This is a genomic window from Aeromonas sp. ASNIH7 (assembly GCF_002903485.1).
GTDB classification, from domain to species: domain Bacteria; phylum Pseudomonadota; class Gammaproteobacteria; order Enterobacterales; family Aeromonadaceae; genus Aeromonas; species Aeromonas caviae.
The window spans coordinates 4369836-4396501 of record NZ_CP026226.1 but is presented as its reverse complement, the minus strand read 5'-3'; the positions used below and the strand labels follow the sequence as shown (position 1 = coordinate 4396501).

22 protein-coding genes and 1 other RNA gene are annotated in these 26666 nt (G+C 63.1%); 10 read left to right on the top strand and 13 right to left on the bottom strand.

Annotated elements, in window-relative coordinates; all coding sequences use genetic code 11:
• Nucleotides 1–32: 32 nt before the first annotated feature.
• The 3 genes from C2U47_RS20555 to C2U47_RS20545 all read right to left on the bottom strand — a co-directional run bounded on the left by C2U47_RS20555 (nt 33) and on the right by C2U47_RS20545 (nt 4109).
• A complete protein-coding gene (locus tag C2U47_RS20555) occupies nt 33–1010 on the bottom strand; it encodes a Gfo/Idh/MocA family protein (protein WP_010674620.1) in 978 nt (325 codons plus the stop codon).
• A gap of 35 nt (nt 1011–1045) precedes the next feature.
• The gene (gene nfo / locus C2U47_RS20550; RefSeq protein ID WP_010674619.1) at nt 1046–1903 is read right to left on the bottom strand and encodes a deoxyribonuclease IV; all 858 of its coding nucleotides are present in this window, start codon (nt 1901–1903) and stop codon (nt 1046–1048) included.
• A 169-nt stretch (nt 1904–2072) separates the two neighbouring features.
• Nucleotides 2073–4109 carry a glycoside hydrolase family 3 protein gene (locus C2U47_RS20545; RefSeq protein WP_010674618.1) on the bottom strand — a complete coding sequence of 679 codons (2037 nt, stop codon included), beginning with the start codon at nt 4107–4109 and terminating at the stop codon, nt 2073–2075.
• A 231-nt stretch (nt 4110–4340) separates the two neighbouring features.
• Here C2U47_RS20545 and C2U47_RS20540 point away from each other — a divergent pair, with 231 nt between their 5' ends.
• Nucleotides 4341–5351 carry a helix-turn-helix transcriptional regulator gene (locus tag C2U47_RS20540; RefSeq protein WP_010674617.1) on the top strand — a complete coding sequence of 337 codons (1011 nt, stop codon included), beginning with the start codon at nt 4341–4343 and terminating at the stop codon, nt 5349–5351.
• Here C2U47_RS20540 and C2U47_RS20535 read toward each other — a convergent pair.
• Nucleotides 5331–6266: a LysR family transcriptional regulator gene (locus C2U47_RS20535; RefSeq protein ID WP_010674616.1), complete on the bottom strand. Its 936-nt coding sequence runs from the start codon at nt 6264–6266 to the stop codon at nt 5331–5333. The two genes, C2U47_RS20540 and C2U47_RS20535, sit on opposite strands and share 21 nt — an antisense overlap.
• A 130-nt stretch (nt 6267–6396) precedes the next feature.
• Between C2U47_RS20535 and C2U47_RS20530 the strand changes: the two genes are divergently transcribed.
• Complete coding sequence (locus C2U47_RS20530; protein ID WP_010674615.1) at nt 6397–7155, top strand: SDR family NAD(P)-dependent oxidoreductase; 759 nt, start codon at nt 6397–6399, stop codon at nt 7153–7155.
• Nucleotides 7156–7250: 95 nt separating this feature from the next.
• Here the strand turns inward: C2U47_RS20530 and C2U47_RS20525 are convergent, their stop codons facing one another.
• Nucleotides 7251–8684, bottom strand: coding sequence for a glycoside hydrolase family 1 protein (locus tag C2U47_RS20525; RefSeq protein ID WP_010674614.1), 1434 nt, complete (start codon nt 8682–8684; stop codon nt 7251–7253).
• Nucleotides 8685–8847: 163 nt separating this feature from the next.
• Here C2U47_RS20525 and C2U47_RS20520 point away from each other — a divergent pair, with 163 nt between their 5' ends.
• Nucleotides 8848–9765 carry a LysR family transcriptional regulator gene (locus C2U47_RS20520; RefSeq protein ID WP_010674613.1) on the top strand — a complete coding sequence of 306 codons (918 nt, stop codon included), beginning with the start codon at nt 8848–8850 and terminating at the stop codon, nt 9763–9765.
• Nucleotides 9766–9866: 101 nt separating this feature from the next.
• On the top strand, nt 9867–11441 hold the full coding sequence (locus C2U47_RS20515) for a sensor domain-containing diguanylate cyclase (protein ID WP_010674612.1): 1575 nt from the start codon (nt 9867–9869) through the stop codon (nt 11439–11441).
• Between the two features lie 83 nt (nt 11442–11524).
• Here the strand turns inward: C2U47_RS20515 and C2U47_RS20510 are convergent, their stop codons facing one another.
• Nucleotides 11525–13822 (bottom strand): FdhF/YdeP family oxidoreductase, encoded by a 2298-nt coding sequence (locus C2U47_RS20510; protein ID WP_010674611.1) that lies wholly within the window; start codon nt 13820–13822, stop codon nt 11525–11527.
• Nucleotides 13806–14591, bottom strand: a complete 786-nt coding sequence (gene fdhD, locus C2U47_RS20505; protein WP_029314473.1) for a formate dehydrogenase accessory sulfurtransferase FdhD — start codon at nt 14589–14591, stop codon at nt 13806–13808. Before fdhD ends, C2U47_RS20510 begins: the two co-directional genes overlap by 17 nt.
• Before the next feature lie 161 nt (nt 14592–14752).
• On the opposite strand from fdhD, the gene C2U47_RS20500 reads away from it, so the two are divergent.
• Nucleotides 14753–15631, top strand: a complete 879-nt coding sequence (locus C2U47_RS20500) for a LysR family transcriptional regulator (protein WP_010674609.1) — start codon at nt 14753–14755, stop codon at nt 15629–15631.
• Between the two features lie 62 nt (nt 15632–15693).
• On the opposite strand, the gene C2U47_RS20495 is transcribed toward C2U47_RS20500, so the two are convergent.
• A complete protein-coding gene (locus C2U47_RS20495; RefSeq protein ID WP_041211380.1) occupies nt 15694–16545 on the bottom strand; it encodes a type 1 glutamine amidotransferase domain-containing protein in 852 nt (283 codons plus the stop codon).
• A 117-nt stretch (nt 16546–16662) separates the two neighbouring features.
• Between C2U47_RS20495 and C2U47_RS20490 the strand changes: the two genes are divergently transcribed.
• From C2U47_RS20490 to yjfF, 5 genes are all read left to right on the top strand, one after another.
• Complete coding sequence (locus tag C2U47_RS20490) at nt 16663–17628, top strand: LysR family transcriptional regulator (protein ID WP_197975637.1); 966 nt, start codon at nt 16663–16665, stop codon at nt 17626–17628.
• A gap of 283 nt (nt 17629–17911) precedes the next feature.
• Nucleotides 17912–18871 carry a galactofuranose ABC transporter, galactofuranose-binding protein YtfQ gene (gene ytfQ / locus C2U47_RS20485; protein WP_010674607.1) on the top strand — a complete coding sequence of 320 codons (960 nt, stop codon included), beginning with the start codon at nt 17912–17914 and terminating at the stop codon, nt 18869–18871.
• A gap of 85 nt (nt 18872–18956) precedes the next feature.
• Nucleotides 18957–20465, top strand: coding sequence for a galactofuranose ABC transporter, ATP-binding protein YtfR (gene ytfR / locus C2U47_RS20480; RefSeq protein ID WP_010674606.1), 1509 nt, complete (start codon nt 18957–18959; stop codon nt 20463–20465).
• Between the two features lies 1 nt (nt 20466).
• Nucleotides 20467–21486, top strand: a complete 1020-nt coding sequence (gene ytfT / locus C2U47_RS20475) for a galactofuranose ABC transporter, ATP-binding protein YtfT (RefSeq protein WP_010674605.1) — start codon at nt 20467–20469, stop codon at nt 21484–21486.
• Entirely contained in the window at nt 21479–22486 is a 1008-nt protein-coding gene (yjfF, locus tag C2U47_RS20470; RefSeq protein ID WP_010674604.1) for a galactofuranose ABC transporter, permease protein YjfF, read from the top strand. Before ytfT ends, yjfF begins: the two co-directional genes overlap by 8 nt.
• 182 nt (nt 22487–22668) lie before the next feature.
• On the opposite strand, the gene C2U47_RS20465 is transcribed toward yjfF, so the two are convergent.
• The 5 genes from C2U47_RS20465 to C2U47_RS20445 form a co-directional block, all read right to left on the bottom strand.
• On the bottom strand, nt 22669–23688 hold the full coding sequence (locus C2U47_RS20465) for an MBL fold metallo-hydrolase (protein WP_223953079.1): 1020 nt from the start codon (nt 23686–23688) through the stop codon (nt 22669–22671).
• Nucleotides 23689–24335: 647 nt separating this feature from the next.
• Nucleotides 24336–24429: signal recognition particle sRNA small type (gene ffs, locus C2U47_RS20460), an RNA gene on the bottom strand.
• A gap of 327 nt (nt 24430–24756) precedes the next feature.
• Nucleotides 24757–25341: a phage single-stranded DNA-binding protein gene (locus C2U47_RS20455; protein WP_010673877.1), complete on the bottom strand. Its 585-nt coding sequence runs from the start codon at nt 25339–25341 to the stop codon at nt 24757–24759.
• Nucleotides 25342–25427: 86 nt separating this feature from the next.
• Nucleotides 25428–25700 (bottom strand): hypothetical protein, encoded by a 273-nt coding sequence (locus C2U47_RS20450; protein ID WP_010673876.1) that lies wholly within the window; start codon nt 25698–25700, stop codon nt 25428–25430.
• Between the two features lie 143 nt (nt 25701–25843).
• Nucleotides 25844–26512: a KilA-N domain-containing protein gene (locus tag C2U47_RS20445; RefSeq protein ID WP_010673875.1), complete on the bottom strand. Its 669-nt coding sequence runs from the start codon at nt 26510–26512 to the stop codon at nt 25844–25846.
• Between the last annotated feature and the right edge of the window lie 154 nt (nt 26513–26666).

Here is a 26666-nt window from a genome sequence, read left to right as displayed (position 1 = left end):
TGCTCCCCTCGACCCTCAGCCCTTCCCCGGCCTCAGCCGGCGAGTCCCCCTTCAATCCAGCCGAGCACCTGCCGGGTCACGGCCTGGGGCACCCAGGGGGAGTCCAGCAGCCGGTGGCGCAGGCAATCGGCGAAGTGATCCGCCTCGTGCTGCATGCCGCCCCCCTCCACCGGCAGATAGATGTCCGCCGGCCAGATGACGGGGGCAGGCCCCCCTTGCCAGCGAATGTGCTGGGGATTCCACCACTTGCCCTCGATGACCAGGCGCCACCCCTCCCCGGACAAGGACGCTTCCCGCTCGAGATCCTCGATGATGGAGGCCCCGAGCTCGGCCCGAAACGGCTCATCGAACGTGAAGCTGGCGGTGAGATCCACCTCCCCCGGAGCCCGCGTCAGCGTCACCTCGGGGGCGGGGCAGCCCAGCCCCAGCCGATGGCAGAGGGCGGCATGGAGCCAGAGGGGATAGACCCCCACGTCCCAGGCGGCGCCGCCGTCGAGGGCAGGATCGAACAGCTTGCCCACCCTGGGCTGGGTCGAACCGAACGCCGCCCGCAGCTCGCGCGGCGGCGGCAGCAGGGGCAGGCGCTGCAACAGGGCGCGCATGGCGGGGAAGCACATCACCTTCATGGCCTCGAGCAGCAGCAGGCCCCGTGCGTGGGCGAGCGCCACCAGGGCGTCCCAATCCGCCACCCGGGTCACCGCCGGTTTTTCCACCAGTACGTGCTTGCCCGCCAGCAGCATCTGCCTCACCAGGCCCGCGTGCTCCGGGTGGATGACCGCCACATAGACGGCCTCCACCTCGGGGCTGGCGGCCAGGGCCTCATAGCTGCCATAGGCGTGGGGCAGCCCCAGATCCCGGGCGAACTCGTCCGCCCGTCCCTGGTCCCGGGCGGCGATGGCCACCACCTCGGCTCCCCTGGCGTGCCCGTTCACATCGCGGCAAAAACGCCGGGCGATGGCCCCCGCCCCGGCAATGCCAAAGCGCAGGGGCGCCCTTGTCTCGTCGTGCATCGTCTCTCCTTGCTACCCAATGGTGGACCCCGGCATCACGCCGGGCGCGGGCTCCCGGCCAGGCTGCGCAGCCAGCTTAACTCCTCGCCCCAGATGGACTCGTCGATGGTCTCGAGGATAAGCGGGATGCCGTCGAAACGGTCGTCGTTCATGATGTGGTGGAACACCGCCTCGCCGAGGTTGCCCTCCCGCAGGCTGTGGTGACGGTCGACCCGACTACCGAAGGTACACTTGGCGCCGTTGATATGCATCCCCTTGAGGTACTCGAACCCCACGATGCGGTCGAAGTCGGCAAACACCGCCTCGCACCCCTCGGGGGTACGCAGATCGTAACCGGCGGCGAAGGCGTGGCAGGTGTCAAAGCAGACGCCGACCCGACTCTTGTCCTCTACCCCGTCGATGAGGGTGGCCAGGTGCTCGAACGACCAGCCGAGGTTGGTGCCCTGGCCGGCGGTATTCTCGATCACCGCCGTCACCCCTTCGCTGCGCTCCAGCGCCCAGTTGATGGACTCGCTCACGAGCTTGAGGCTCACCGCCTCGGGGATCTGCTTGAGATGGCTGCCCGGGTGGAAGTTCAGGTAGCACAGCCCCAGTTGCTCGCAGCGCTTCATCTCGTCCAGAAACGCATCCCGGGACTTGGCGAGGGCGTCGGGGTCGGGATGACCCAGGTTGATGAGGTAGCTGTCGTGGGGCAGGATCTGCTCGGGACGAAAGCCCTCCTTCTCGCAGGCGGCCTTGAAGGCGCGAATACTGGCCTCGGAGAGGGGCGCCGCCTGCCACTGGCGCTGATTCTTGGTAAACAGGGCGAAGGCGTTGGCCCCGATGGCTTTGGCCCGGGCGATGGTGTTTTCCACCCCGCCCGCCGCACTGACGTGGGCTCCGATAAATTTCATCTCATCTCCTGTGCACTGTGACCGGGTGCCTGCCACACTGGCCACCGCACCCGTTGCCGGGGCGCCATTATGCCCAAGCCAACCCCTTGCGCCAAACCGGGATTGTCGATGGGGGCAATGGAAAAGGCGCCCGAAGGCGCCTTGATGAGAGACAGAACATCCCTGTCCGTCAATAGGCCAGACCGGCCCCGTAGGGATAGAGCGGGCTTTGTGAGTCCTTGGCCACGTCCGGGGACTGGGCCAGCACCGCCTGCCAGCTCGAGGGCAGCTCGAAGGGGAGCTTGCCACGTGCCTTCTGGGTGCCGCTCATGACATCGAACAGGGCCTGATCCAGGGCGCCGAAGTTGGCGAGCAGCACCCGGGCCGCCGGGGCCACCTCGGTCAGGATGGCGGGCCTGTCCAGATAGACGGAGAGCACCAGGGGCACCCCGGCCTGCTCGATGGCCTGGATGGCGGCATAGTCATCCGCGCCGCGGTAGACCCCTTCGTGGGCCGTCTCCTGCACCACCTGAGCATTGCTGGCAAAGCCGAGCTGGCCGAAGTGGATGCTGCCAAACGGGAAGCGGGGGTCCTGCTCGCCCGGGGCGTTGACCCGCACGATGGCAAGCTCCGCGTCGGCCAGGTTCGTCACCACCGTATAGCCGTTGGCCCTGGCCACCTCGGCGTTGACATTGTGCAGATAGACCCGCTTGCCGTCCGCCTTCAGCGGCAGCAGGGCCCCCTCGTTCTTCAGCAGCACGTGAGACGCCGCCTGGGCGGCCTGGGCCTCCTGCTGGAACTCGGCCTTGCCCACCAGGGCCACCGCGGCCTCGGCATCCACATAGGGATTCTCGAAGAGCCCGAGGGCAAACTTCTGGGCCAGGATCCGCTCGGCCGAAGTGGTGATGGCCGCCTCGGTCACCAGACCGCTCTGCACCGCCGCCAGCAGGGGAGCCGGATCTTCCACGCCACCGAACTGATCCACCCCGGCGTCGATGGCCTTGGCATAACGCTCGGCCTTGGTGAGCTTCTCCACGCCCCAGGACATGCCAAAGGGCACGGTCCAGGGGCTCACCCCGGCATTGACTTCATCCTGGGTCAGCCCCTGCTCGCAGCGGCTGTCACAGTCATTGACGATGCCCCAGTCGCTCAGCACCACGCCGTCAAACTTGAAGTGGCCCCGCAACAGATCCGTGATGATCTGGCGGTTGAAACCAAACCCCACCTCCTCGACGGGCTGCCCATCCTGGGTCAGGCCCAGGGGCATGGCGTAATAGGGCATCACGGCGGCCACCCTGGCCTCGAAGGCACCCTCGAAGGGCACCAGGTGGTAAGCAAACTGGCCGCCGGGGTAGACCTGCTCCTTGCCCCAGGGGTTGTGGGCATCCAGCCCGTCCTTCTGGGGACCGGCCCCGGCGAAGTGCTTGACCACGGTGACCACGCTCTCCTTGCCTATCCCCTCGCTCCCCTGCTGGAAGCCCTCGATGTAGGCCTTGACCAGGGACTTGGCGAGCAGGTTGTCTTCCCCGAAGGTGCCGTTGATGCGGCCCCAGCGCGGCTCGGTCGCGAGATCCGCCTGGGGCGAGAGGGCCTCGTGGATGCCGACGGCACGGTACTCCTGACGGGCGATGTCGCCAAAGCGCTGCACCAGGGCAGCATCGCCGATGGCGGCCAGCCCCAGGGTCTCGGGCCACTGGGAGAAGGCCCCGGCACCGATGCTGGTGGCGTTCGGATCATGGGTGAAGTGGTTGCGGGGATCCGTGCTCACCGTCATGGGGATGCCGAATCCCACCCCTTCCAGCAGGGCCTGCAGGGTGTTGTTGTCTGCGGCGATGGCCGCCGGATCACCGGCCATGCGGGTGATGAAGGTGTTGACCCCGTCCTCGCGCAGCATCTTGTCCATGGCCGCGAGGTTCACCCGCCCCGCCCCGTCCAGCACCAGGGTGCCGTGCATCATCAGCCCTGCCTTCTGGGCCAGGGTGAGCCTGCCCACCAGATCCCGGGCCCGCTCGGCGGCGCCGAGGCGCCAGTCCTCGTAGGGGGTCAGGGTGCCGCTGCCATCGAGATCCTTGAATTGCAGGCCGTCCTGCTCGATGAGGGTGACGGTGCGGTGGCCCAGAACGGGCTGCTCGGGCTTGGGGGTGGAATCGTTGTCGTTGCACCCTGCCAGCAGCAGGGCCCCGATGGCGAGGGCGACACGGGTTCGGGAGAGCGAGTGGTGTTTCATTGTTGTTATCTTCCTTGTGTGTGTAGGAGTCGCCACTCTATGCAAAAGCGGCCCCTCTCACTTGCCCGTCGGGTGCAGGAAGTTGCCGGTTGGGAGCAGGATTGAAAAGTGTGAAAAGGGTTGCAGGGTTACCCTTGGTTACAAATCTGAAACATGAAAGCGGCGCTGGCTCACGGCAATCCGCCGCCGTTGGCCGATGATGGTGGGCCACCGCTGACAAGGATTTTTGCCGTGAAGACCGTCTCCAACCGGATTGCCCTGCACTGCCTCAACCACTGGCAGGCCCGCGGGCGGGATCCTGCTGCCCTCCTGCACCCCTGCGGCATCGCTCACGAAGAGCTGCTGATCCCCCAGGGGCGGCTCGACACCGGGCGCCACTTCCGGCTGCTGGCCGGGGCAGCCCCCCACGTGGATCTGGCCCTCGACTGGACGCCCCCCGCCCTCCCTGGCCTCTTTGCCGACTTCATGTCGCTGGCGAGCCTGTGCTGCAACGCCGCCACCCTTCGCCAGGCCCTGCACTTCTTCCTCGCCTACCGCCCCCTCATCGGCGAGAGCGACGAGATCCGCCTGCAAGAAGAAGAGGGGCAGGCCAGGATCAGCTACCACTCGGAGTCCGATCACCCGGACGTCATCGCCCTGAGCAGCCTGGCCAACCTCTGCCACCTCTATGCCCTGCTCCAGTTCTACCACCCGGGCCAGGGGCTGCTGGTGCTGCCCACCCCGGTACGCCCCAGGCTGTGGCGTGAGCTGGCAGGCTGGCTGGAAGGGCGGTTGCAACAGGGGGCGGACTTCGAGCTGCGCTTTCCCGCCGCCTTGCTCGATCTCGCCCACGGGCAGTGCAACCTGCCCCTGCAACCCCTGCTGCTCGGGGAGCTCGACCGGCAGATGGCCCAGCTTCGCCCAAGCAGCCGCTACCGGGACAGGGTGATGACACTCATCCGCCAGCAGCTGTGGCAAGAGAGCGCCGAGGCCTCCTCTCTGCTCGATGGGGTGTGCGAGCACCTCAAACTGACCCGCTGGACCCTCAACCGCCATCTGCGGGAGGAAGGGTGCCACTTCTCGGGCCTGCTGGAGCGGGTGCGCCGGGAGGAGGCCTGCCGCCTGTTGCAGGATCCCGCCCTCCCCCTGCAGACAGTGGGGGAGCGCCTGGGTTTTGCCCGCCAGAGCAGCTTTACCCGCTTCTTTCGCGAGGAGTTTGCCCTCTCGCCGAGGGAGTTTCGCTCAAGGCGCAGCCGCCTCTGAGGCGCCCCCGAGATGGGCGGCGAGCAACCCCGCCAGCCAGTGGATGAAGAGCTGGACCCTGGGGGCCAGTTGGCGGCGATGGGCATAGAGGGCGTGGATGGGGAGCGGCGGCGGCTGCCACTGGGGCAGGATGCTCACCAGCTCGCCCCCCGCGAGCAGGGATTCGACCCCCACCCGCGGCATCTGGATGATGCCAAGCCCCGCCAGCGCCGCCGCCAGGTAGGTCTCGCTGTCATTGACCATGAGGGCCCCCGCCATGGGCAGCAGGGCGCGGTGGCCATCTTCCGCCAGGTATTCAAAGCCGGGCTCGCTGCGCCCCTGCCCGGCACCAAACCCGGAACCATAGTGCACCAGCCGGTGGCCCGCCAGATCCCCAAGGGTGCGGGGCACCCCGTGGCGAGCCAGGTAGCCTGCGCTGGCACAGTTGATCTGGCGATAGTGACCAAGGGGCCTGGCCACCAGGCTGGAGGGCTCAAGCGCCCCGACCCGCACCACGCAGTCAAACCCCTCGCGCACCAGATCCACCCGCCTGTCCGTGCTGCTCAGCATCAGTTGCAGGGCGGGATGCTGCGCCAGAAAGTCCGGCAGGGCCGGGATCACCAGGTGACGGGCCATCCGGCTTGGCATGTCGACCCGCAGTTGTCCCGAGATCTGCCCCCCCTGGCGAAACAGGCCGTCAAACTCCTCCATGTCCGCCAAAAGCTCCCGGCATCTGGCATAGCAGAGCTGGCCGTCCGTGGTGAGCTGCACCCGCCGCGTGGTACGCAGCAGGAGCCGGGTCCCCATGCGCTCCTCCAGCCGACGGATGGCGGCAGAGAGGGTCGCCTTGGGGATGCCCGTCTGCTCGGCGCAGCGGGTAAAACTCTCCAGCTCGGCAACCCGCACGAAGGCTCTCATCGCATCCAGTTGATCCATGGCCTGATTGTCTCGATTAACGGAACAGTGATTCTATTATCACGCTATTTATCCAGTTTAAAAGGAACAATACAGTGATCCGGTCGGCTCGTATCGAGCCTGTGTCCGCCACCCTGACAGGAGTCATACCATGACCAGACCCATCGCCCTCATCACCGGGGCCAGCCGCGGCCTTGGCAAGCACGGGGCCCTGGCCCTCGCCGCCAAAGGCGTCGACCTCATCATCACCTATCGCAGCCAGGCCGCAGAGGCGGAGGCGGTGGTGACCCAGGCCCGCGCCCTCGGCGTTCGGGCCCATGCCCTGGCTCTGGACGTGGGCGAGAGCGCCACCTTCGCGGCCTTTGCAGAGGAGGTGACGCAACTGCTCGCCCGGGAGTGGCAGCGCACCCATTTCAACTTCCTGGTCAACAACGCCGGGATCGGCATTCATGCCAGCTTCGAGCAGACCACGGAGCAGCAGTTCGACACCCTGCTAAACATCCACCTCAAGGGGACCTTCTTCCTGACCCAGGCGCTCCTGCCCCTCCTGGCAGACGGCGGTCGCATCCTCAACCTCTCCACCGGCCTCACCCGCTTCGCCATGCCGGGTTATGCCGCCTACGCCGCCATGAAGGGGGGCGTCGAGGTGCTCACCCAGTATCTGGCCAAGGAGCTGGGCCCCAGGGGCATCGCGGTCAACGTGCTGGCCCCCGGCGCCATCGAGACCGATTTTGGCGGCGGCGTGGTGCGCGACAACAAGGGGGTCAACGACTTTCTCGCGAGCCAGACCGCCCTTGGCCGGGTGGGTCAGCCCGACGACATCGGTGGCGCCATCGCCGCCCTGCTCTCCGATGACTGCCGCTGGATCACAGCCCAGCGCATCGAAGCCTCGGGCGGCATGTTTATCTAGGCGGTCATGATTGCCTGCTGCACAAACAAGGAAGGCCCCCTCCGATGAGGGGGCCTTCCGGCATTGGGCAGACGAGGTGCGGCGCACCGGGCCCGTTACAGGGTCTTGCCACCGCTTGCAATGACCTGGCTGTACCAGTGGAAGCTCTCTTTCTTGATGCGACGAAGAGACCCTCCCTGCTCGTCCCTGTCCACGTAGACAAAGCCGTAGCGCTTCTGGTAGCCGTTGAGCCAGCTCAGGATGTCGGTGAAGGACCAGGCGCAATATCCAATCAGCTCGACCCCGTCCTGCATCGCCTCCTGGCACGCCTTGAGGTGGCTGTGCAGATAGGCGATACGGTAGTCGTCGTTCACCCTGTCCCCGGCTTCCAGCTTGTCGAACTCCCCCAGGCCGTTCTCGGTGATCATCAGCGGCAGGGCGTAGCGGGAGGAGAGCCGACGCAGGGCGATGCGCATCCCGGTGGGATCGATGGCCCAGTCCCAGTTGCTGGTCTCAAGGTGCGGATTGGGGGCCGTCTTGTAGAGGCCGGGAATGCCGCTGGAGGGCGTAGTGCCCTTCTTGCCCGTGGTGTTGATGCGCTGCATCGTCTGGCCGCCGAGGGGGTTGTCGGTGAAGGTCAGGGTGTAGTAGTAGTTGACCCCGATGTAGTCGGGGGTGCCTTCGCGCAAGAGCTCGAGATCGCCCGGCAGGATCTCCGGCGCCTCGCCGGTCTCCCGCAGATAGGCGAGCGCCGCCTGGGGGTAACGGCCGAAGCAGTAGGCATCCAGCCACCAGAGGTTGGTGAACTCCTCGGCATTCTCGAACGCCAGCATGTCGCTCGGGGCGCAGGAGGCCGGATAGGCGGGGGAGTATGCAAAGCTCGGCCCGATCAGGCCGTTTGGCACGTGCTGGCGAAACGCCTTGATGACCCGGGCATTGGCGAGAAACGCGATGTGGTTGGCGGCGAAGAAACGCTTCCTGTCCTGCACCGCGGGAGGATGGGTGCCAAGCTGGTAGGCGTTGGTCAGGTTGTAGTTCTGCTCGTTGAGCGACACCCAGTACTTCACCTTGCCGGCGAAGCGCTGATAGAGAGTCACGCAATAGCGCTCGAAGTCGTCGATGATGCGCCTGTCTTCCCAGCCGCCGTACTCATCCTGCAGGGCCTGGGGGAGATCCCAGTGATAGAGGGTCAGCACCGGCTCGATGCCGTGGGCCAGCAGGGCGTCGATGAGCCTGTCGTAGAAGGCGAGCCCCGCCTCGTTCACCTCGCCACGCCCCGTCGGGTAGATGCGCGGCCAGCTCACCGAGAAGCGATAGGCCTTGAGCCCCATCTCGGCCATCAGCGCCACGTCCTCTTCCACCCTGTGGTAGTGATCCACCGCCACGTCTCCGTTGCTCCCTTCAAAGGTCTTGCCCGGCAATTTGGTAAAGCTGTCCCATACCGAGGGGCCCTTGCCCTCCTCGTTCCAGGCCCCTTCCACCTGATAGGCGGCGGAGGCGGCGCCCCAGAGGAAACCGTTCGGGAAGTCGTTGAACTTGTGATGATGCATCTGGTGTTGCTCCTTCTGCGCGGATGGCGGGGGCCATCCCGTGATACGTCGACCCCGTACAGGGGCCCGAAATGAGTTGGCACCAGCATCCAACACTTCTAGAATTCCGTCCAATGACAAATATGGCCACCTATCATTCCTATCTGGAATCAAGCGAGGCACCATGGAGTTGAGAGACCTGAAAGCCTTCGTCACCCTGGGGGAGGTATTGCACTTTGGTCAGGCGGCGGCGCGCCAGCACGTCACCCAGTCGGCCCTGAGCAAGCAGATCCGCCGGCTGGAGGCGGACCTTGGCGGCGAGCTGTTCGAGCGCAACGCCGGCAGCACCCGGCTGACGGTGCTCGGGCGCGCCCTCTACGCCGACGCCTGCACCCTGGTGGCCCAGAGCGAGCAGCTCGCCCGCAGCGCCCGCGACGTGCTGGCGGGCCACGCGGGTACCCTGCGCATCGGCTTCGGGGTCGCCACCAAGCTGCTGGTGCCCGCCGCCATCGCCCGCTTTCGGGCCAGCCGCCCCGGGGTCGCCATCGAGCTCAACGATCTCTCCACCCATCACCAGTTGCTGGCACTGGCGGAGGGTCGCCTGGATCTTGGCTTCTGCCGCCTGCCCGCACCCAAGGGCTGGCCGGTGCTGCCCGTGGTGCGCGCCCATTTCGTCGCCGTGCTGCCCGCAGGCTATCAGGGGGTGGCAGGGCTCGCCGATCTGCAGGAGAAGCCGCTCGCCATCCTGCGCCGGGACAAGGCCCCCTCTTTTTACGATCAGTTCATCCATTACCTCGCCCAGAGCGGCCTGCGCTTTCAGGACATCCAGTACGTGAACGACTTCGCTGCCGGCATCGCCACCGCGGCGGCCGGCATCGCCTGGACCCTGGTCCCCTCCTCCACCACCATTGAGCATCCCGATGTGCTGACCCTGCCCCTCGGGGAGGCCGACGCGAGCTGGATCATCGGGCTCATTCGCCCGCCGGGCAACGACAATCCCCTCGTCGCCCCCTTCTGGCAGACGGTGGCGGAGCTGGCGGATCCGGCCCTCACCGGCCTCATGACGACAGGGGACGGGGCTCCCACCTGGGACACCCCATGAAAGGGAATCATTCGAAAATCACATTAACGATGGCATTAGGCAGTCCGCCCCCCTTAAAATGCCCTCCTAACCCGACACCATGACAAGGATCCGTTTCGTTCATGCACTCTCACTGGCTGCTGAGGTTTGATCTGCATCGCCTCATCCTTGCGCTGGCCGTCATAGGTGTGCTGGCTACCTTTGGCAACAGCTTTTACGCCATCTATCAGGCACAACGGCAACTGCTCATCGACAACACGCTAGAGGCGAACCGGGTCTATGCCGCCAAGCTCGCCGCCTCCGCCGAGACCATGCTGCACTCAGCCCAGGAACAACTGGCTTACAGCGCTAGCCAACTTGCCCCCCTGCTGCAGACCGATGACATCGCAGGGCTCGAGGAGGAGGTAACCCAACTGCGTAGACGTACCAATACCTTCAACTCAGTGGTCGTGGTCAACACCGAGGCAACCATTGTTGCTGTCTCCCCCGAGACTCTGAATGTGAAAGGGGCCAAACTGACCTCGGCCCATGCGAGAAACACCCTGAAGAAGCAGAAGCCGATCATCTCAGATCCTTTTGTCTCCCTCTCCGGCAACTACCTCATCAGCCTCTCCCACCCCATCTTCTCGGCAGACAAGCGCTACCTCGGCTATGTCGCCGGCACCATCTATCTGGGGTCCGCCAGCGTGCTCTCCAGCCTGCTGGGGCAGCACTACTACCAGGATGGTTCTTATCTTTATGTGGTGGACCGCCAGCGCACCCTCATCTACCACCCGGATCCTGAACTTATTGGCCATAAAGTGGCGTCCAACCGGATAGTAGACGAGGTGTTACAGGGCAACGGGGGAGCACAAACCATGTACAACACCGATGGAAACGAGATGCTCTCGGGCTTCGCTCCGGTGGCGGACGCAGGCTGGGGGATAGTGGCCCAGCGCCCCAGCAGCGCCACTCTAGCGAGACTCGATCAACAGATGAGCGACATTCTCAAGGGGATGATCCCGGTCACCCTCTTCATTCTCTTCGTCATCTGGCTCTCGGCCACCATCATCGCCAGACCCCTGCGACAACTGGCCAACCGGGCCGGACTCATGGATCAGCAGGGGGCCGCCACCAGCATCTCGGGGATCCGCGCCTGGTATTTCGAAGCGGCCCAGTTGAAGCAGGCCATCCTCAAGGGGCTGGGGCTGCTCAACACCAAGATCGACAAGCTGCACACCGACAGCCACACCGACCCCATGACGGGCCTGTTCAACCGCCGGGCCATGCAGCAGATGCTGGACGAGTACGAGGCCGAACGTCAGCCCCTGACGGTGATTGCCCTGGACATCGATCACTTCAAGGCCATCAACGACCGCTTCGGTCACGACGTGGGGGATGCCGTCATCGTCTCCCTCGCCACCCTGATGCAGCAGGATCTGCGTTCCGATGCCGCCTTGTGTCGAAGCGGCGGCGAAGAGTTCCTGCTGCTGCTGCCCGGGGTCTCCCTTGCACAGGCGCAGAAGATCGCCGAGCGCCTGCGTACCCGGGTGGCGAGCCACGACATGGAGGTAGCAGGCCACATCACCATCTCCCTCGGCGTCGCCCACTGGGGGGCGGATGCCACCAGCATCGCCGCCGTGCTCAAGGAGGCGGACAAGGCGCTCTATGATGCCAAGAGCCAGGGCCGAAACTGCGTGGTGGTGGCCCTGGGCTGATCGGCCCAGGCTTTGCCGGACACCGTTCGGCCATAAAAAAAACCCTGCCATGGCAGGGGTCGGACGGTATCCATGTCAGGAGATCAGAGCGTGACGGCCAGGCTCTCGACCGAGGCGGCGCTCGGGGTCACCAGTACGGGCACCGATTTGGAGGTGGGGGTGAAAGAGCCCTCCCCTATGCTCTCGATGGCCACCAGGGGGTTGGTCTCCGGGTAGTAGGCGGCGATGTTGCCTTTCGGGATCTCGTAGAAGATGACGCTAAAGCCCCGCACCACCCGCTCGCGCCCGTCGTTGCACACCGCACTCATGTCTACCCGCTGCTCCTCGGCGAGCCCCAGCCTCCTGGCATCCTCCTCGTTCATGAAGACCACGTTGCGTCGCCCCTTGATGCCGCGATAGCGGTCATCCATGCCATAGATGGTGGTGTTGTACTGATCGTGGGAGCGCAGGCTCTGAAGCAGCAGCACGGGCTGGTCCACCATCTGCTCCGCGTGGCTGGTGCACTCGGGCAGGATGGAGTCCGGCAAACGGCTCGCCCTGAATTCGGCGCGCCCGCTCGCGGTGTTCCAGCGCAGCAGGGCGGCGCTGTTCTCCAGATGGAAGCCGCAGGGCTCCTCGATGCGGCGGTTGAAGTCGCCAAAGCCCGCGATGGTCTCCTCGATGAGATCCCGCAGCAGCCCGTAGTCATCCCGCAGCGCCAGCCAGTCCACCCGATCGCTGCCAAGCGTTGCCTCGGCCATGCGAGCCACGATGTCTATCTCGGAGAGACAGAGCGGCGAGACCGGCTCGTTCATCCCGGTGGAGGCGTGCACCATGCTGAAGGTGTCCTCCACGGTGATCTTCTGCACCCCGGAGCGCTGCTGATCGAGCTCGGTACGGCCCAGGCAGGGGAGGATCAGGGCATCTTTTGACACCATGAGGTGGCTGCGGTTGAGCTTGGTGCTGATCTGCACGTTGAGCTCGCTCCTTCGCATCGCTTCATAGGTGAACTCGGTATCCGGCGCGGCGGCTGCCAGGTTGCCCCCAAGGCAGATGAGCACCTTGCTCTTGCCGCCATGAAGGGCTTTGAGGGCCTCGTAGACGTTGTGCCCCGGCGTGCGCTTGAAGCCCACCGGGAAGCGGCGCTCCAGGCGATCGAGGAAGGCGGCATTGGGTTTCTCGTTGATCCCCATGGTGCGGTTGCCCTGCACGTTGCTGTGACCGCGCACCGGACAGAGTCCGGCCCCCGGCTTGCCAATCTGGCCGCACATCAGGTGCAGGTTGACGATTTCGCGAATGGTGTCGACCGAATGCTTGTGCTGGGTGATCCCCATGGCCCAGCAGCTGATCACGCTCTCGCTGCTTGCGAAGATCTGCGCCGCCCGGGTGATCGCCTCCCGACCGAGGCCGGATTGCGCCTCGATCTGCGTCCACTCCGTGGCCTTCACCTGGGCCAGGTAGTCGTCAAAGTGCGCGGTGTGCTGCTCGATGAAGGCGAGATCGATGCGCCCCCCCTCCTCTTCCAGGATGTATTTCGCCATGCCGCGAATGGCCGCCATGTCACCGCCCAGCTTTGGCGTGAGGTACTGGTGGCTGATGGTGGTTGCCGCCGGGGTCAGTAGCTCCGCCGGGCTCTGGGGGCTTGCGAAGCGCTCGAGGGCCACCTCTTTGAGGTTGTTGAAGGTGACGATCTGGCACCCCTGGCGTGCCGCCTTGCGCAGGGCGTTCATCATGCGCGGGTGGTTGGTGCCCGGGTTCTGGCCAAAGACGAAGATGGCTTTGGCGGCGTCGAAATCATCGAGCACCACGGTGCCCTTGCCCACCCCGACGGACTGGATAAGCCCCACCCCGCTCGCCTCGTGACACATGTTGGAGCAGTCGGGGAAGTTGTTGGTGCCATAGAGACGGCCAAACAGCTGATAGAGGTAGGAGGCTTCGTTGCTGGCGCGTCCCGAGGTGTAGAACTCCACCTCGTCGGGGCTGGCCAGGCTCTTGAGTTTGTCGGCGATGAGGGCAAACGCCTGATCCCAGCTCACCGGCTCGTAGTGATCGGTGGCCGGGTTGTAGCGCAGGGGCTCCGTCAGTCGCCCCTGATATTCGAGCCAGTAGTCGCTCTGGGTGGCGAGACGGCGCACCGAATGCTCAGCGAAGAAATCGGCCCCCACCGTCTTGCCGGTGGATTCCCAGGCCACCGCCTTGGCGCCGTTCTCGCAAAACTGGAAGGCCCCCTGCTTGTTGTCACCCCAGGCGCAGCCGGGACAGTCAAAGCCGTCGGTCTGGTTGACCCGCAGCAGGTTCTTGATGTTCTGGCGGGTCTTCTGGCTGCGCAGCACCTGCTTGAAGGTGGACTGCAGGGAGGAAAAGCCGCCGGCCTTGGCCGGTTTTTCAATATGACTGGACATGGGAGTCTCCAACGTGATCCTGGGCGCGGGGGCTGGCATAGCAGACCGGGGCATCGGATCGGGGCACATGGATCAGGGTCAGGTTGTACTTCAGGGCCAGTCGCACCGCGAGCTGACTGGGGGAAGCAAGGCTGATGAGGTGAGCGGCGCCAAATTGCACCGCCTTGTGAATGAGTTCGCTGCCGCAGCGGCTGGTGATCACCAGGGTGGCGGCCTGCACCGGCTGGCGCAGCTGCATGCCGATGAGCTTGTCCAGGGCGTTGTGCCGCCCTATGTCCTCCCGGCAGGCCAGGATCTCGCCGCGATCATCCAGCGCCAGGGCGGCATGAAGGGCGCCGCTCTGGCGGGCCTTGCTCTGCCAGGGGACGATGCGCTCCCGCAGATCCTGCAAAGAGGCGGTGTCGAAGGGGGCACCCGGGGTCAGCGGGGTGAGCACGGGCAACGCATGTTCGATGGCCTCCACCCCGCAGATGCCACAGCCGCTGGCACCGGCCAGGCGGCGCTTGCGCTGGCCAAGCATTGCCAGACAGCGGTTGGCGATGGTGACATCGAGCACGATGCCGTGCTCGGACGGGGTGCTCTGGATATCGTGTACATCGTGGTTGCCCCCGATGATCCCCTCGCCAAACAGAAAACCGATGGCGAAATCGTCGAGATCGTCCGGGGTGGCCATCATGACGGCATGGTTGATGCCGTTGATGTTGACTGACACGGCCACCTCCTCCACCAGCTCATCCAGACTGGGCAACCGTGAATTGAAAGGGATCATGCGAGACGCTTATAAGCTGTATTCGGGCCTCAAGTTTAGATAAGCCGCCGCGCCAAAACCAATGAAACAAATCTATTCACCAATAGATAACTTCTATTGCTATCGGGATGTCGATTGATTAAATTTGTCGCTCATTGCCTTTGCCTGCTGCCATTACCACGATGAATATCAAGCAGTTGCACTATTTCTACGAGCTGGCCCAGCACCGTCACTTCGCCAAGGCGGCCAAGGCTTGCTTCATCACCCAGCCGACCCTGTCAGCCAGCATCACCGCCCTGGAGAAGTCACTTGGCACCGAACTGGTGGTGCGCAACAGCCAGTTCGTGGCCCTGACCCAGGCGGGGGAAGTGGTGCTGCACCACGCCGAGCGGATGCTGCAGGAGCAGGATGCCATGCGCCAAGAGCTCAGCCTCTTTCGGGGCGGGCTGTCGGGGGCGCTACGCATCGGCGTCGTGCCCCAGTCGAGCATCGACATCATGCCGCTGCTTAAGGGGTTCAACGACGCCTACCCCAAGGTGGGCCTGCACCTCTGCGTGATGACCCATGCCACCCTGATGGAGCAGCTGGATCTGCATCGCATCGACATCGGGCTCGGCTTTGACGAGTTGCTCACCGAGCATCAGCGCAGGGCCCTCGACGTCCAGCTTCGCCACCCCAACCCCATGGCCCTGCTGGGCCCCCTGCCTGCCCACTGCGCCCCGACCGGGCCGCTGACCCTGGCGGACCTGCAAGATCTCCCCCTGATCCTGCCAAGCACCACCATGCAGTTTCGCCGCTACCTGGACGAGGCCGCCGCCCGCCAGCAGATCAGCCTGCGGGTGGTGCTGGAGACAGACTCCCTGTTCCACCTGGTCAACGGGGTGAGCCACGGCCTGGGCTGCGCCGTGGTCAGCGCCGGCATCGCCGCCACCGCCCAGCAGCTCTTCAAACTGCCCTGCCACCACCTGAGCGATGCAAGCGCAGGCACCATCGCCTTCATCACCCGAAAACACAGTGTCACCCCCGCCATGAAGGCGTTTCTCGCCAAGGCAGGGGCATGAAAAAGGCAGCCCATGGGGGCTGCCTGCACTGATCAAGGGGGGAACTTGCGCCTCTCCTGGCGTCAGTCTGCCCCTTGCTGTTTGTCCAGCGCCGCGATGAAGGCGCTCGCCAGGGCGTGGTCGGAGAAGGGATTCTGGCCTGTGATGAGCTCGCGATCGATCACAACGCCAGGCTGCCAGGGTGCCACGAACTGCATGCTGCCGCCGGCCTGGGCCATGGCCTTCGCCGGGTAGTAGCGCAGCTTGTCACCCCCAAGGGAGCCTTCAAACACCGCCTCTTCCTTGTCGGAGAAGATGGTCATCCTGTAACCGTCGTAGATCCACTCTCTGGCGCCGTCTGCCTTGCCTGCAATGACCGACTGCTCGAACCCGGCCGGATCCGCCTGCGCCGCCAGCAGCGCGATGGGGCCATGGCAGATGGCGGCCGTGGGTTTGTGGTTGTCATGGAAGTGGCGAAGCAGGGTCCCCACCTCGGGATCCTTGGCAAGATCGATGAGGGGTGCGTGGCCGCCGGGAATGAAGAGGCCGGCATAGCGCTCGGGACCGGATGCCAGCACCTCCCTCAGGGAGAGCACCTTGCCGGCGCCAAGCAGCCCCTCCACGACGGCGCCGATGCGCACCATCTCCTGCGGGTTGCCACCAAAGTACTGGGGATCGACGGAGTGTTTGTCGACAACGGGCCGGTTCCCTCTCGGGGTCACCGGGGTCAGGGTATAACCGGCCTCCAGCAGGGCGGCGGCAGGCACCCCCAGTTCATTCTGGTAGAAGCCGGTGGTCAGGCTCTTGCCCCCTTGCAGCGGCAGTTCGGTCTCGCTCGAGAGCAGCACCAGGATCTCGCCTTTCGGGGAGGCGCTGGCCGCAGCGGAGGTCGCCAGCAGCAGTGAGGCCAGCACGGCCTTGAGGGTGTTCTTCATCGTGATCTTCCTTTTGATGGCAGTGATCGATCGGGCGGCCACCGGGCCGCCCTCGATGAGCAATTTACTGATTACACACGGACGAATAAACTCACACCATTGAACTTGATTATTTACATGGATGAACATATGTCCCGTGCCTTCGACCCCGTCCAGCTCGGCACCATAGAGCTCTTTTGCAAGGCAGCCGAACTTGGTAGCTTTACCGCCACGGCTCAGGTACTGGGGGTAACGCCCGCCTCGGTGAGCCGCTCCATCCAGCGTCTCGAGGCCAGGCTCGGCGTCAAACTCTTCCATCGCACCACCCGCAGCGTGCGCCTCACCCATGACGGGGAGCTCTATCGGGAACAGTGCCAGCAGGCGCTCGAGCAGATCGCCGAGGCCGAGCGGGCCATCACCGGCCGCCAGCGCCACCCCAGAGGAGTGCTGCGCATCAGCGTGGGCACCGTCTATGCCCACCACCGTCTGGTGCCCCTGCTGCCAGGCTTCATGGCGGCCTATCCCGAGGTCGAGCTGGAGCTCAATGTCTCCAACAGGAACATCGACTTCGTGGAGGATGGTTACGATCTGGCCATCCGGCTGGGGGAGCCGCGCGATGGGCGGATCATCGCCCGCAAGCTGGAGGATGCCAGCCTCGGGGTCTTCTGCACCCCCGATTATGCCGCCCGCCGCCCCGCGCCAACCTCCCTGGAGATGCTGTCGCAACATGATCTGATCCAGTTCATCACCCCGAGCACGGGTCGCCCCTTCCCCTGGCAGTTCGTGAACGAGCAGGGGGACCCTGTCGACCTTCATGTCCAGAGCAGACAGCGGGTGCTTGACGATGTGCTGGCGGGCCTGGGCTGGGCGGTGGCTGGGGGCGGTCTGTTCCAGATCTACCATTTCGTGGCAGCCGAGGCGCTGTTGCAAGGCAAGCTGATCGAGGTGATGACCCCCTTTGCGGGGCGATCCCGCCCCTTCTACGCCCTCTATCCACAGCACCGTCACCTCTCGGCCCGGGTCCGGGCCTTCGTGGATTATCTGCTGGCAGCGGTGCACCCAGAGGGGTCGCCTGTGCCAGGGGAATATCCCCCTCTTCGTTGACGAGGGCCCCTCATCTGCGTGCCTGCGCCCCCGATACCGGGGGCAAAAAGCAGGTGGCACTCTGGACACAATGGTTGCCTAATTAAATAAATATGCATAAAAATCAATACAGGCAGGGCTCGATATATGAACTCTTCTGCTGTTTGTATGAAGCATCGTGCTGCTAAAAATTTTCTGTGAGCCACCTCCCGCCGTTTAATTCAAGAGCCTATAACCTTGACCCGTACAATAAAAACCTGACGTGTTCCGGTTTATTTCACCATGCATCACAAAGGAGTGTCATATGTATAAAAAAGTGAAACTGGCGAGCATTATCAGCACCCTTATTCTCTCGGCCACTGCATATTCTGCAGAGATGACCGTGGGCTTCTCGCAAATTGGTTCTGAATCCGGGTGGCGAGCTGCAGAAACATCGGTCGCCAAGAGCGAAGCCCAAAAACGCGGCATCATCCTGAAAATTGCCGATGCCCAGCAGAAACAGGAGAACCAGATCAAGGCCATTCGCTCCTTTATTGCCCAGGGGGTGGATGCCATCTTTATTGCCCCCGTGGTACAGACTGGTTGGGAGCCAGTATTGCAGGAGGCGAAAGAGGCCGAGATCCCGGTCTTCCTGCTGGATCGCAATATCACGGTAAAAGATGACGGTCTCTTCATGACCGGGGTCGCCGCCGACAGCGTCCACGAAGGGGAAGTGGCAGCCCAGTGGCTCATCAAGCAGCAGGATGGCAAACCGTGCAACGTGGTGGAATTGCAGGGCACGGTGGGTGCCAGCGTGGCGCTGGATCGCAAGAAGGGCTTCCTCGACACCGTCTCGGCCGTGCCCACCATCAAGATCATCCGCACGCAGTCCGGCGACTTCACCCGCAGCAAGGGCAAGGAGGTGATGGAGAGCTTCATCAAGGCGGAAAATAGCGGCAAGAATATTTGCGCCGTCTACGCCCATAACGATGACATGGCCATCGGCGCCATCCAGGCCATTAAAGAGGCCGGGCTGAAACCGGGCAAGGATATCAAGATCATCTCCATCGATGGCGTGCCGGATATTTTCAAGGCGATGATCGCAGGCGAAGCCAATGCCTCGGTGGAGCTCACGCCGAATATGGCGGGACCGGCCTTCGATGCCCTGCTGGCCTATAAGAAAGATGGCACCCTGCCCCCCAAACATATCAAGACGGAGTCCAAACTGTTTGAGCCCGGGAGTGCCGAGGCGCAGCTCGAGCTGAAAAAAGACATGGGTTATTAATCCCGCTCCCCCGCCAGACTGTCACATAGCGCGCCATATAAGTGATTGAACTTGTATGGCGCGCTATATCGGAGAGCCAATGTTCATGTCAGAGAACACTCACGATGTCGTATTGAATGCCCGCGGAATATGCAAGGCGTTTCCCGGAGTACGAGCCCTGCATCAGGTGGACTTCTCCCTGCGCCGGGGAGAGATCATGGCGCTGCTCGGCGAGAACGGGGCCGGCAAGTCCACGTTGATCAAGACCCTCACCGGTGTCTATCAGCGAGACGCTGGCCGTATCGAACTCGATGGCGTCCCCATCTCCCCGACGGACACCGCCCATGCCCAGCGTCTGGGGATAGGCACCGTCTATCAGGAGGTCAACCTGCTGCCGAACATGTCGGTGGCGGACAACCTCTTCATCGGCCACGAGCCACGCCGTTTCGGCTTCATCGACCGGGGCGCCATGACCCGGCAGGCCAGCGCCATCATGGCCAGCCACGGCTTCGAGATGGATGTCACCCTGCCCCTCGACCACTACTCGGTCGCCATGCAGCAGATCGTGGCCATCGCCCGGGCGGTGTCACTCTCCGCCAGGATCCTGATCCTGGACGAGCCCACCGCGAGCCTGGATGCCAGCGAAGTCCAGATGCTCTTCTCCCTGATGACGCGCCTGCGGGATCAGGGGGTGAGCCTCATCTTCATCACCCATTTTCTCGATCAGGTCTACGCCATCAGCGATCGCATCACAGTGCTGCGCAACGGCGAGCTGGTCGGCACCCGCGACACCCAGGCACTGCCACAACTGGAGCTGGTCAAGATGATGCTGGGACGCGAGCTGGACGACAATGCCCTCAAGCGGGCGGGCAAAACACTGCGCAGCAACCAGCCCATGGTGTCGTTCAGGGACTATGGCAAGCGGGGAGTCATCACCCCTTTCAGTCTCGACGTCATGCCCGGGGAGATAGTGGGCCTCGCCGGCCTGCTCGGGTCCGGTCGTACCGAGACCGCCGAGCTGATGTTCGGCATAGTCCCGAGCGATAGCGGCGAGTGCCGGGTGCGGGACAAGCCGGTGACCATCCGCTCTGCACGCCAGGCGGCCGCCAACGGCTTTGGTTTCTGCCCGGAGGATCGCAAGAGCGCCGGCATCATCGCCTCGGCCTCGGTGCGGGAGAACATGGTGCTGGCCCTGCAAGCCCAGCGGGGCTGGTTGCATCCCCTGTCTCGCAAGGAGCAGGACGAGATCACCGCCCGCCTCATCGAGCAGTTGGCCATCAAGACCCCGGGACCAGAGCAGCCCATCCAGTTTCTCTCCGGGGGCAACCAGCAAAAGGTGCTGCTCGCCCGCTGGCTGCTCACCAAACCCCAGTTCCTGATCCTGGACGAGCCTACCCGGGGCATCGACGTGGGGGCCCACGCCGAGATCATCCGCCTCATCGAATCCCTCTGCGCCAACGGGCTGGCCCTGCTGGTCATCTCCTCCGAGCTCGAGGAGCTGGTGGGCTATGCCGATCGGGTGATCGTCCTTCGTGACAGAAAACAGGTGGCAGAGCTTGCGACGGACGCCCTGAGCGTCCCTGCCATCATGAACGCCATTGCATGTGAGGCCTGATATGACGTCATCCATTCTCCCCCTCGCCAAGGGGTCGCGCGCCCGCAGGGAGTGGCCCACGGGCTCGGCCCAGTGCGCCGCCCTGGTGTGCGTGCTGCTCATCAATGCCCTGGTCGCCGACAACTTCTTCGCCATCCACATCCAGGATGGGCGGCTGTTTGGCAGCCTCATCGACATCCTCAACCGCTGTGCCCCGGTGGCCCTGCTCTCCCTCGGCATGACGCTGGTGATCGCCACCGGCGGCATCGACCTGTCGGTGGGAGCCGTCATGGCCATCAGCGGGGCCACCATGGCCAGCCTGGCCACCGGCGGTCACAGCCTGCCGGTCATCTTCGCCGCTGTCATCGGGGTGGGCCTTCTGTGCGGCCTGTGGAACGGCCTGCTGGTGGCGGTGTTCAAGATCCAGCCCATCGTCGCCACCCTGATCCTCATGGTGGCGGGCCGGGGCATCGCCCAGCTCATCACCGAGGGGCAGATCATCACCTTCAACAACGACGCACTCGCCTGGATCGGCAGCGGCTCCCTCTTCTATCTGCCCACCCCGGTCATCATCACCCTGGGCATGGCGCTGCTGCTCTGGCTGCTGACCAAGCGCACCGCCCTCGGCCTCTTCATCGAAGCGGTGGGGATCAACATCAAGGCCGCCAAGAACGCCGGGCTCAACACCCCCATGGTGGTGATCGCCACCTACCTGCTGAGCGGCATGATGGCCGCCGTCGCCGGCATGATAGTCGCCGCCGACATCCGGGGTGCCGATGCCAACAACGCCGGACTCTGGCTCGAGATGGACGCCATTCTGGCGGTGGTGATAGGGGGCACCTCCCTGATGGGGGGGCGCTTCAACCTCGCCCTCTCCCTGATCGGCATACTGATCATCCAGGGGGTGAACACCGGGATCCTGCTCTCCGGCTACCAGCCCCAGTGGAACCAGATCGTCAAGGCCCTGGTGGTGCTGGCGGTGCTGGTCATGCAGTCACCGGCCCTCAACCACCTCTTCCAGCGAGGGACTCGCCATGTTTAAACGCAACCTCCCCCTGATGGTGACCATCATGGTCTTCGTGCTGGGCTATCTGCTCTGCCTGGCCTCCTTCCCAGCCTTCATGTCCACCCGCATCATCTGCAACATCCTGACGGACAACGCGTTTCTGGGAATAGTGGCGGTGGGCATGACCTTCGTCATCCTCTCGGGGGGCATCGATCTGTCGGTGGGGGCCGTCATCGCCTTCACCGGCGTGCTGCTGGCAACCCTCATCGGGAAGCTGGGCGTCAGCCCCGTGCTGGCCATCCCTCTGGTGCTGGTGCTCGGGGCAGGCTTTGGCGCCCTCATGGGCTGGCTGATCGACACCCTGAAGATCCCCGCCTTCATCATCACCCTGGCGGGCATGTTCTTCCTGCGGGGGGCCAGTTTTCTCATCTCCGAGCAGTCCCTGCCCATCGATCACCCCACCTTCACCTACCTGTCGAGCCTGTCGTGGAAGATACCGGGGGGCGGTCGCCTGAGCCTGCTGGCCCTCATCATGCTGGCGGTGGTGGTCTTCGGCATCCTGCTCGCCAACCGCACCCGCTTTGGCAACAACGTTTACGCCATCGGCGGCAACGCCACCTCGGCAGCCCTGATGGGGATCTCGGTGCGCCACACCACCATTCGCATCTACCTGCTCTCCACCACCCTGGCGACCCTGGCAGGCATCGTGTTCGCGCTCTATACCTCGGCGGGCTACCCGCTCGCCGCCGTCGGGGTCGAGCTCGATGCCATCGCCGCCGTTGTCATCGGCGGCACCCTGCTGAGCGGCGGGGTGGGCACCGTCTTCGGCTCCCTGTTCGGGGTGCTGATCCAGGGGTTGATCCAGACCTACATCAACTTCGACGGCACCCTCAGCTCCTGGTGGACCAAGATCATCATCGGCCTGCTGCTGTTCAGCTTCATCGCCCTGCAGCGCCTGCTGATCCTGGTTTCGGAACACCGCAAGGCCAACAAGCCAGGTCCCTTCAAGCGCCAGGTTGCCGCCCAGCCCGAGTGAGGTATCAGCAAGACTCTGGTGGCAGAAGATAACGCGGCAAGGCGCTCCCGTGCGCCCTCCCCGCCTGGCCGTCGCGGGTCCGGCGCAGAGGATGGGGAGGCAGCGGGGGCGCTCACAGGGCCCGGCCCCAACCTCCCGCACGCCCCTTTGAGGGGTGACACCGTCTTTGGAAGGCACTCAGGTCAATCGCGCCACCAGGGGCTACCCTCATGGGGGCTCAGCACCTCCAGAGGCTCCCCCATGACAGGCGTGGTCAGGGGGATCTGTTGCTCGGCAGCCAGTCGGGCAATCTGTTCAAGCGGGTCGTTCCAGCGGTGCATGGCCAGATCGAAGGTGCCGTTGTGCACCGGATAGAGCCATTTCCCCCCGAGATCGTGAAACGCCTGCGCCGTCTGCGCCGGGAGCATGTGCACCAGCTCCCAGCGCTTGTCGTAGGCCCCGGTCTCGAGGAAGGTCACGTCGAACGGACCGTAGCGCCTGCCAATCTCCTTGAAACCGTCGAAGTAGCCGCTGTCACCGCTGAAGAAGAGGTTGACCCCCTCGCCGCGAATGACCCAGGAGGCCCAGAGGGTCTGGTTGCCGTCCCCGAGGCCACGGCCGGAGAAATGCTGGGCCGGGGTCGCTACCAGGGTGACACCGCCCACCCGGGTCTGCTGCCACCAGTCCAGTTCGCGGATCTTCTCCTTCGCAATCCCCCAGGCCATGAGGCGCGCCCCCACCCCGAGGGGCGTGATGAAGTGGTCGACCTTCTCCTGCAGCGCCAGTATGGCCCCGTGATCGAGATGGTCGTAGTGATCATGGGAGAGGATCACCCCCTCGATGGGGGGCAGCGCCTCCAGGGTGATGGGCGGTTGATGCCAGCGCTTGGGGCCGAACCACTGCACCGGCGAGGCCCGCTCGCTGAACACGGGATCCGTCAGCCAGAACGTGCCCTGCAACTTCAGCAGCAGAGTGGAGTGGCCGAAGCGCCACACGCTGTTGTCCGGCGCCGCGATGAGCCCCTCCCGGGTCATGACCTGTACCGGAATGGCGCGATCCGGCACCGTGCCCTCAGGCTTGGCGAACAGAAAGTCCCACCAGAGCCTGGCCCCTTCCCACAGACTTCGCGCCTGGGGTGTCACGGCATTGTTGAACCGGCCCCCATGATATTGCGAGGAGTCCGGGTGTTCGGGCAGGCCCGGTTTGAGTAGAGATGCGATCATGCCAATCATCAGGGCTCCTTTGAGCAACCACAGAAAACGGCGCCCCTCAGGGGCGCGAAAAGAGGCTGACGGGGTCTGCATTCATGCCACGCCTGTCAGCCTGGTCTCTGGTGAGTCGAGAGCAGCCCCTGCACGGGGCCTCACCATCCATAAAACAGAACGGGAGAGTCGCACGGTATGAAACCGGTTCCCGGCGTCTCCAGTAACGGCAAGATAGCCTGCCCGGGCTCCCGCCACCAGAGGGGTTCGCGTTGCCGCGTGGCCCCGGCATGGTGTCGCATCAAGCGCATGGCCTCACCTGCTCTGCCGGCGCCAACAAAAGGAGGCGTCAGATGGCGTACTGCAAGAGCTTGCAGTGCTGAAAGTCAGAAGATGGCTGGGCCATAGAGGCCACGGGAGGTGACTGAGGGAAAGCATGATCTCAAGGGGACAGTGCTGAAGATCAAGAGGAAGTTTGAGCCAGGCGCGGTCTGAAGCCTGATGAACGCCCATAGGGCACAGGCTCACCTTGCGGTAGAGCAAATAGCATGTGAAGAGAGCTGAAAATGCACTTTGAAGACTCCTGATTCATCCACATGAAGTGGATTACCAAGAGGTCTGAAGGGGGTATTAGCTGTAACTTGTTGAATGGCAGAAACAGGTGGTGGCCCTACCAGCCACATCCCGGCACTCGAGTCCCCCGCCTTGGCTGCTACCTTCCGGTCCTGACCAGGTCGACGGGTTATCAATGCGAGCCCAAATAAATCAGGCACTTGGGGATGGAACTGAGCGCCATCAACAAGATTTCTAAAGTCAAAATGTAACAACTAACCCGACCAAAGTAATCCACATGAAGTGGAGTAGCTATAGGGGCAATTGAGGAGCCCATGATAACTGCCCTCCCCTGTGGTCTCAAGCTCTGGGACAAACCACGTAGTAAATCAACGGAAAGGAACGCAGCAAAAACGTGGAGAGCCTTGTTACCAAGTGCTGATCTCTTTGCATGCATAGCTCTTATGACTATTCGGGATCCGCCACTGGTAACCTTGGCACCTGCCTCTGAGGCTATGTCGTTTCTTTGATACCTAATCAGAACGGCTTCAAGAGTACAGGCCCTTCCACCACGCCAAAGCCATACTCATCGGCATCACGCCTAGGACCTCTTTTCTCATACAGGTCCAATACCTGCACCGCTAGGGGACGCAGAGACACTCCCGCTCTGTTGATGACAACCCAGGTATAGATCTCCAAATTCAGATTAATGGCGGATCCACCGCTGATCTCAACCATCGGCATGATTGGCTGGCACTTGGCGTCGAACTGGGGAACGGTGATCTCGATTACCTTCTTGTCCTTCTTGCGGGTAATCTGGGCTTTGCGCTTGGTCTTGAAGGTAATGGTGCCGTCATAGTTCTCTACCCACGGCAGGTCGGCTGACAGGCGCGGCTTCTTGCCGGTGTCCTTGTGGACTTGAGCGGCGTATTCCTTCAGGTCGGACTCGCACCTCTCAATGACACCGCGCCAGTAGTCATTGTCTTCGACGGTGAAGTTGCACTTCAGGTCGCCTTCGGCGTTGAACTTAGTGTCGGGGTCCAGCAGGTACGGGGACTGGGCGATCACACTCGAAGTGTTGAAGGTGTTGTAGCCATACTTCTTGGTAAAAGTTGGGGTCACAGGGTTCCTCTTGGATTTAGTAGAAAAAAGAAAACCCGCCGGACCTTAGGAGGCGCAGCGGGCTTAGAGACTAGCTTAAGGCAGAGTTAGTGGCTGGGGATGCCTTCCCTGGGGCCAAGGATTTCATCCAAGGCAGCATCGGGCTCATAGCGCGCGGCCATGGCCTCGATCACTTTAATGTCTGCCCCGAAGAGAACAGCGAGTAATTCAAGCGGGAAATCCTCGTTCTCTTCAAGATACGAATGGACAGCTTCCTCAAGGGTAGTGAAGCCAACCCGGACATCCTCTAACATGCCACCAAGACGCACAAGGGCGTACATGTAGGGATCTTTGTCAAAGTCAGGCAAAGGGATTCGCATAGCGGTCTCCTTACGTAAGTCATAAACGTACGGGCTCTAATGATACCGCTGGTTCACGCAGATTCAAGAGCCTGTCTTCAGGCAAATCCTCATTGAGGAAGACCTGAAGTCCACCATTGATGGCTTTATCTTCGGGGGACTGATTAATCGAAGTAATCCACGTTCTTGGTGGTTTCTACGTTGAGCATGGCGGCGACCTTGTGATAATTCAGACCGACCTTCAGGCCCATGGTGATCGTCTCCATCGCGGCGATCAAGGCGGCCATACACTCGGGATGTTCCGCGGCCACCAGGTAATCTTTGACTGTCCCATTCTTCCCTGTGAGTACAGTAGGCACATAACCAGTGGCAGCCTTACAGGCCAACCGATAGAAGTTCCCATAGGCATGGCCTCCCATAGAGATACCCTTTTCTTGGAGCATGTCATTCATCGCTTGCCGCGTGTTGTCATGTTTCTCGATCAGCTCGGGGGATACCGCAACAGACCCGGCTATTGCTGCTGCTTTGAAGGTATCCCCTTCGGTCAATTCAGTGAAAGCATCCACAACTGCAAGTTGAAAGGCTACTGAGCAATAAGAGGCATAGAGGATGACTGCTCGTTTACAACCCCAGGTCTCCGCATTCCGGCCACGGGTTGTAGTCTTCTGAATTTCAGAGGACATCCTTTTGTAATCATCGCTCGTTAACCAGTTCCTGAGCTGGCCACCCGAACCACCAGAATCACGCCAGGCTTTCTCGATGTCGGTAAGAGATAGCAATCCTTCGGCATTATGGCGAATAACATAGGTATTGGCGTTAAATGTAATTTGCATTTTATTACTCCTCAGCGTGAATCTCCCTGGCCCTCTCTCCAACACGTCAGAACAGTCTTCAGATACACGAAACATGCCCGAGCATTGACCGAGAGATGGCCAGATGTATTGCTAAGGTCAGGGATTTTTCACCGGATGGGAGTAACAGAAAGGA

Excerpts from the sequence above, each read along its gene's own strand:
- C2U47_RS20555 (WP_010674620.1), bottom strand. The coding sequence starts at position 1,010 with ATGCACGACGAGACAAGGGCGCCCCTGCGCTTTGGCATTGCCGGGGCG.
- nfo (WP_010674619.1), bottom strand. The coding sequence starts at position 1,903 with ATGAAATTTATCGGAGCCCACGTCAGTGCGGCGGGCGGGGTGGAAAAC.
- C2U47_RS20545 (WP_010674618.1), bottom strand. The coding sequence starts at position 4,109 with ATGAAACACCACTCGCTCTCCCGAACCCGTGTCGCCCTCGCCATCGGG.
- C2U47_RS20535 (WP_010674616.1), bottom strand. The coding sequence starts at position 6,266 with ATGGATCAACTGGATGCGATGAGAGCCTTCGTGCGGGTTGCCGAGCTG.
- C2U47_RS20530 (WP_010674615.1), top strand. The coding sequence starts at position 6,397 with ATGACCAGACCCATCGCCCTCATCACCGGGGCCAGCCGCGGCCTTGGC.
- C2U47_RS20525 (WP_010674614.1), bottom strand. The coding sequence starts at position 8,684 with ATGCATCATCACAAGTTCAACGACTTCCCGAACGGTTTCCTCTGGGGC.
- C2U47_RS20520 (WP_010674613.1), top strand. The coding sequence starts at position 8,848 with ATGGAGTTGAGAGACCTGAAAGCCTTCGTCACCCTGGGGGAGGTATTG.
- C2U47_RS20515 (WP_010674612.1), top strand. The coding sequence starts at position 9,867 with ATGCACTCTCACTGGCTGCTGAGGTTTGATCTGCATCGCCTCATCCTT.
- C2U47_RS20510 (WP_010674611.1), bottom strand. The coding sequence starts at position 13,822 with ATGTCCAGTCATATTGAAAAACCGGCCAAGGCCGGCGGCTTTTCCTCC.
- fdhD (WP_029314473.1), bottom strand. The coding sequence starts at position 14,591 with ATGATCCCTTTCAATTCACGGTTGCCCAGTCTGGATGAGCTGGTGGAG.
- C2U47_RS20500 (WP_010674609.1), top strand. The coding sequence starts at position 14,753 with ATGAATATCAAGCAGTTGCACTATTTCTACGAGCTGGCCCAGCACCGT.
- C2U47_RS20495 (WP_041211380.1), bottom strand. The coding sequence starts at position 16,545 with ATGAAGAACACCCTCAAGGCCGTGCTGGCCTCACTGCTGCTGGCGACC.
- C2U47_RS20490 (WP_197975637.1), top strand. The coding sequence starts at position 16,663 with ATGGATGAACATATGTCCCGTGCCTTCGACCCCGTCCAGCTCGGCACC.
- ytfQ (WP_010674607.1), top strand. The coding sequence starts at position 17,912 with ATGTATAAAAAAGTGAAACTGGCGAGCATTATCAGCACCCTTATTCTC.
- ytfR (WP_010674606.1), top strand. The coding sequence starts at position 18,957 with ATGTCAGAGAACACTCACGATGTCGTATTGAATGCCCGCGGAATATGC.
- ytfT (WP_010674605.1), top strand. The coding sequence starts at position 20,467 with ATGACGTCATCCATTCTCCCCCTCGCCAAGGGGTCGCGCGCCCGCAGG.
- yjfF (WP_010674604.1), top strand. The coding sequence starts at position 21,479 with ATGTTTAAACGCAACCTCCCCCTGATGGTGACCATCATGGTCTTCGTG.
- C2U47_RS20465 (WP_223953079.1), bottom strand. The coding sequence starts at position 23,688 with ATGATCGCATCTCTACTCAAACCGGGCCTGCCCGAACACCCGGACTCC.
- C2U47_RS20450 (WP_010673876.1), bottom strand. The coding sequence starts at position 25,700 with ATGCGAATCCCTTTGCCTGACTTTGACAAAGATCCCTACATGTACGCC.
- C2U47_RS20445 (WP_010673875.1), bottom strand. The coding sequence starts at position 26,512 with ATGCAAATTACATTTAACGCCAATACCTATGTTATTCGCCATAATGCC.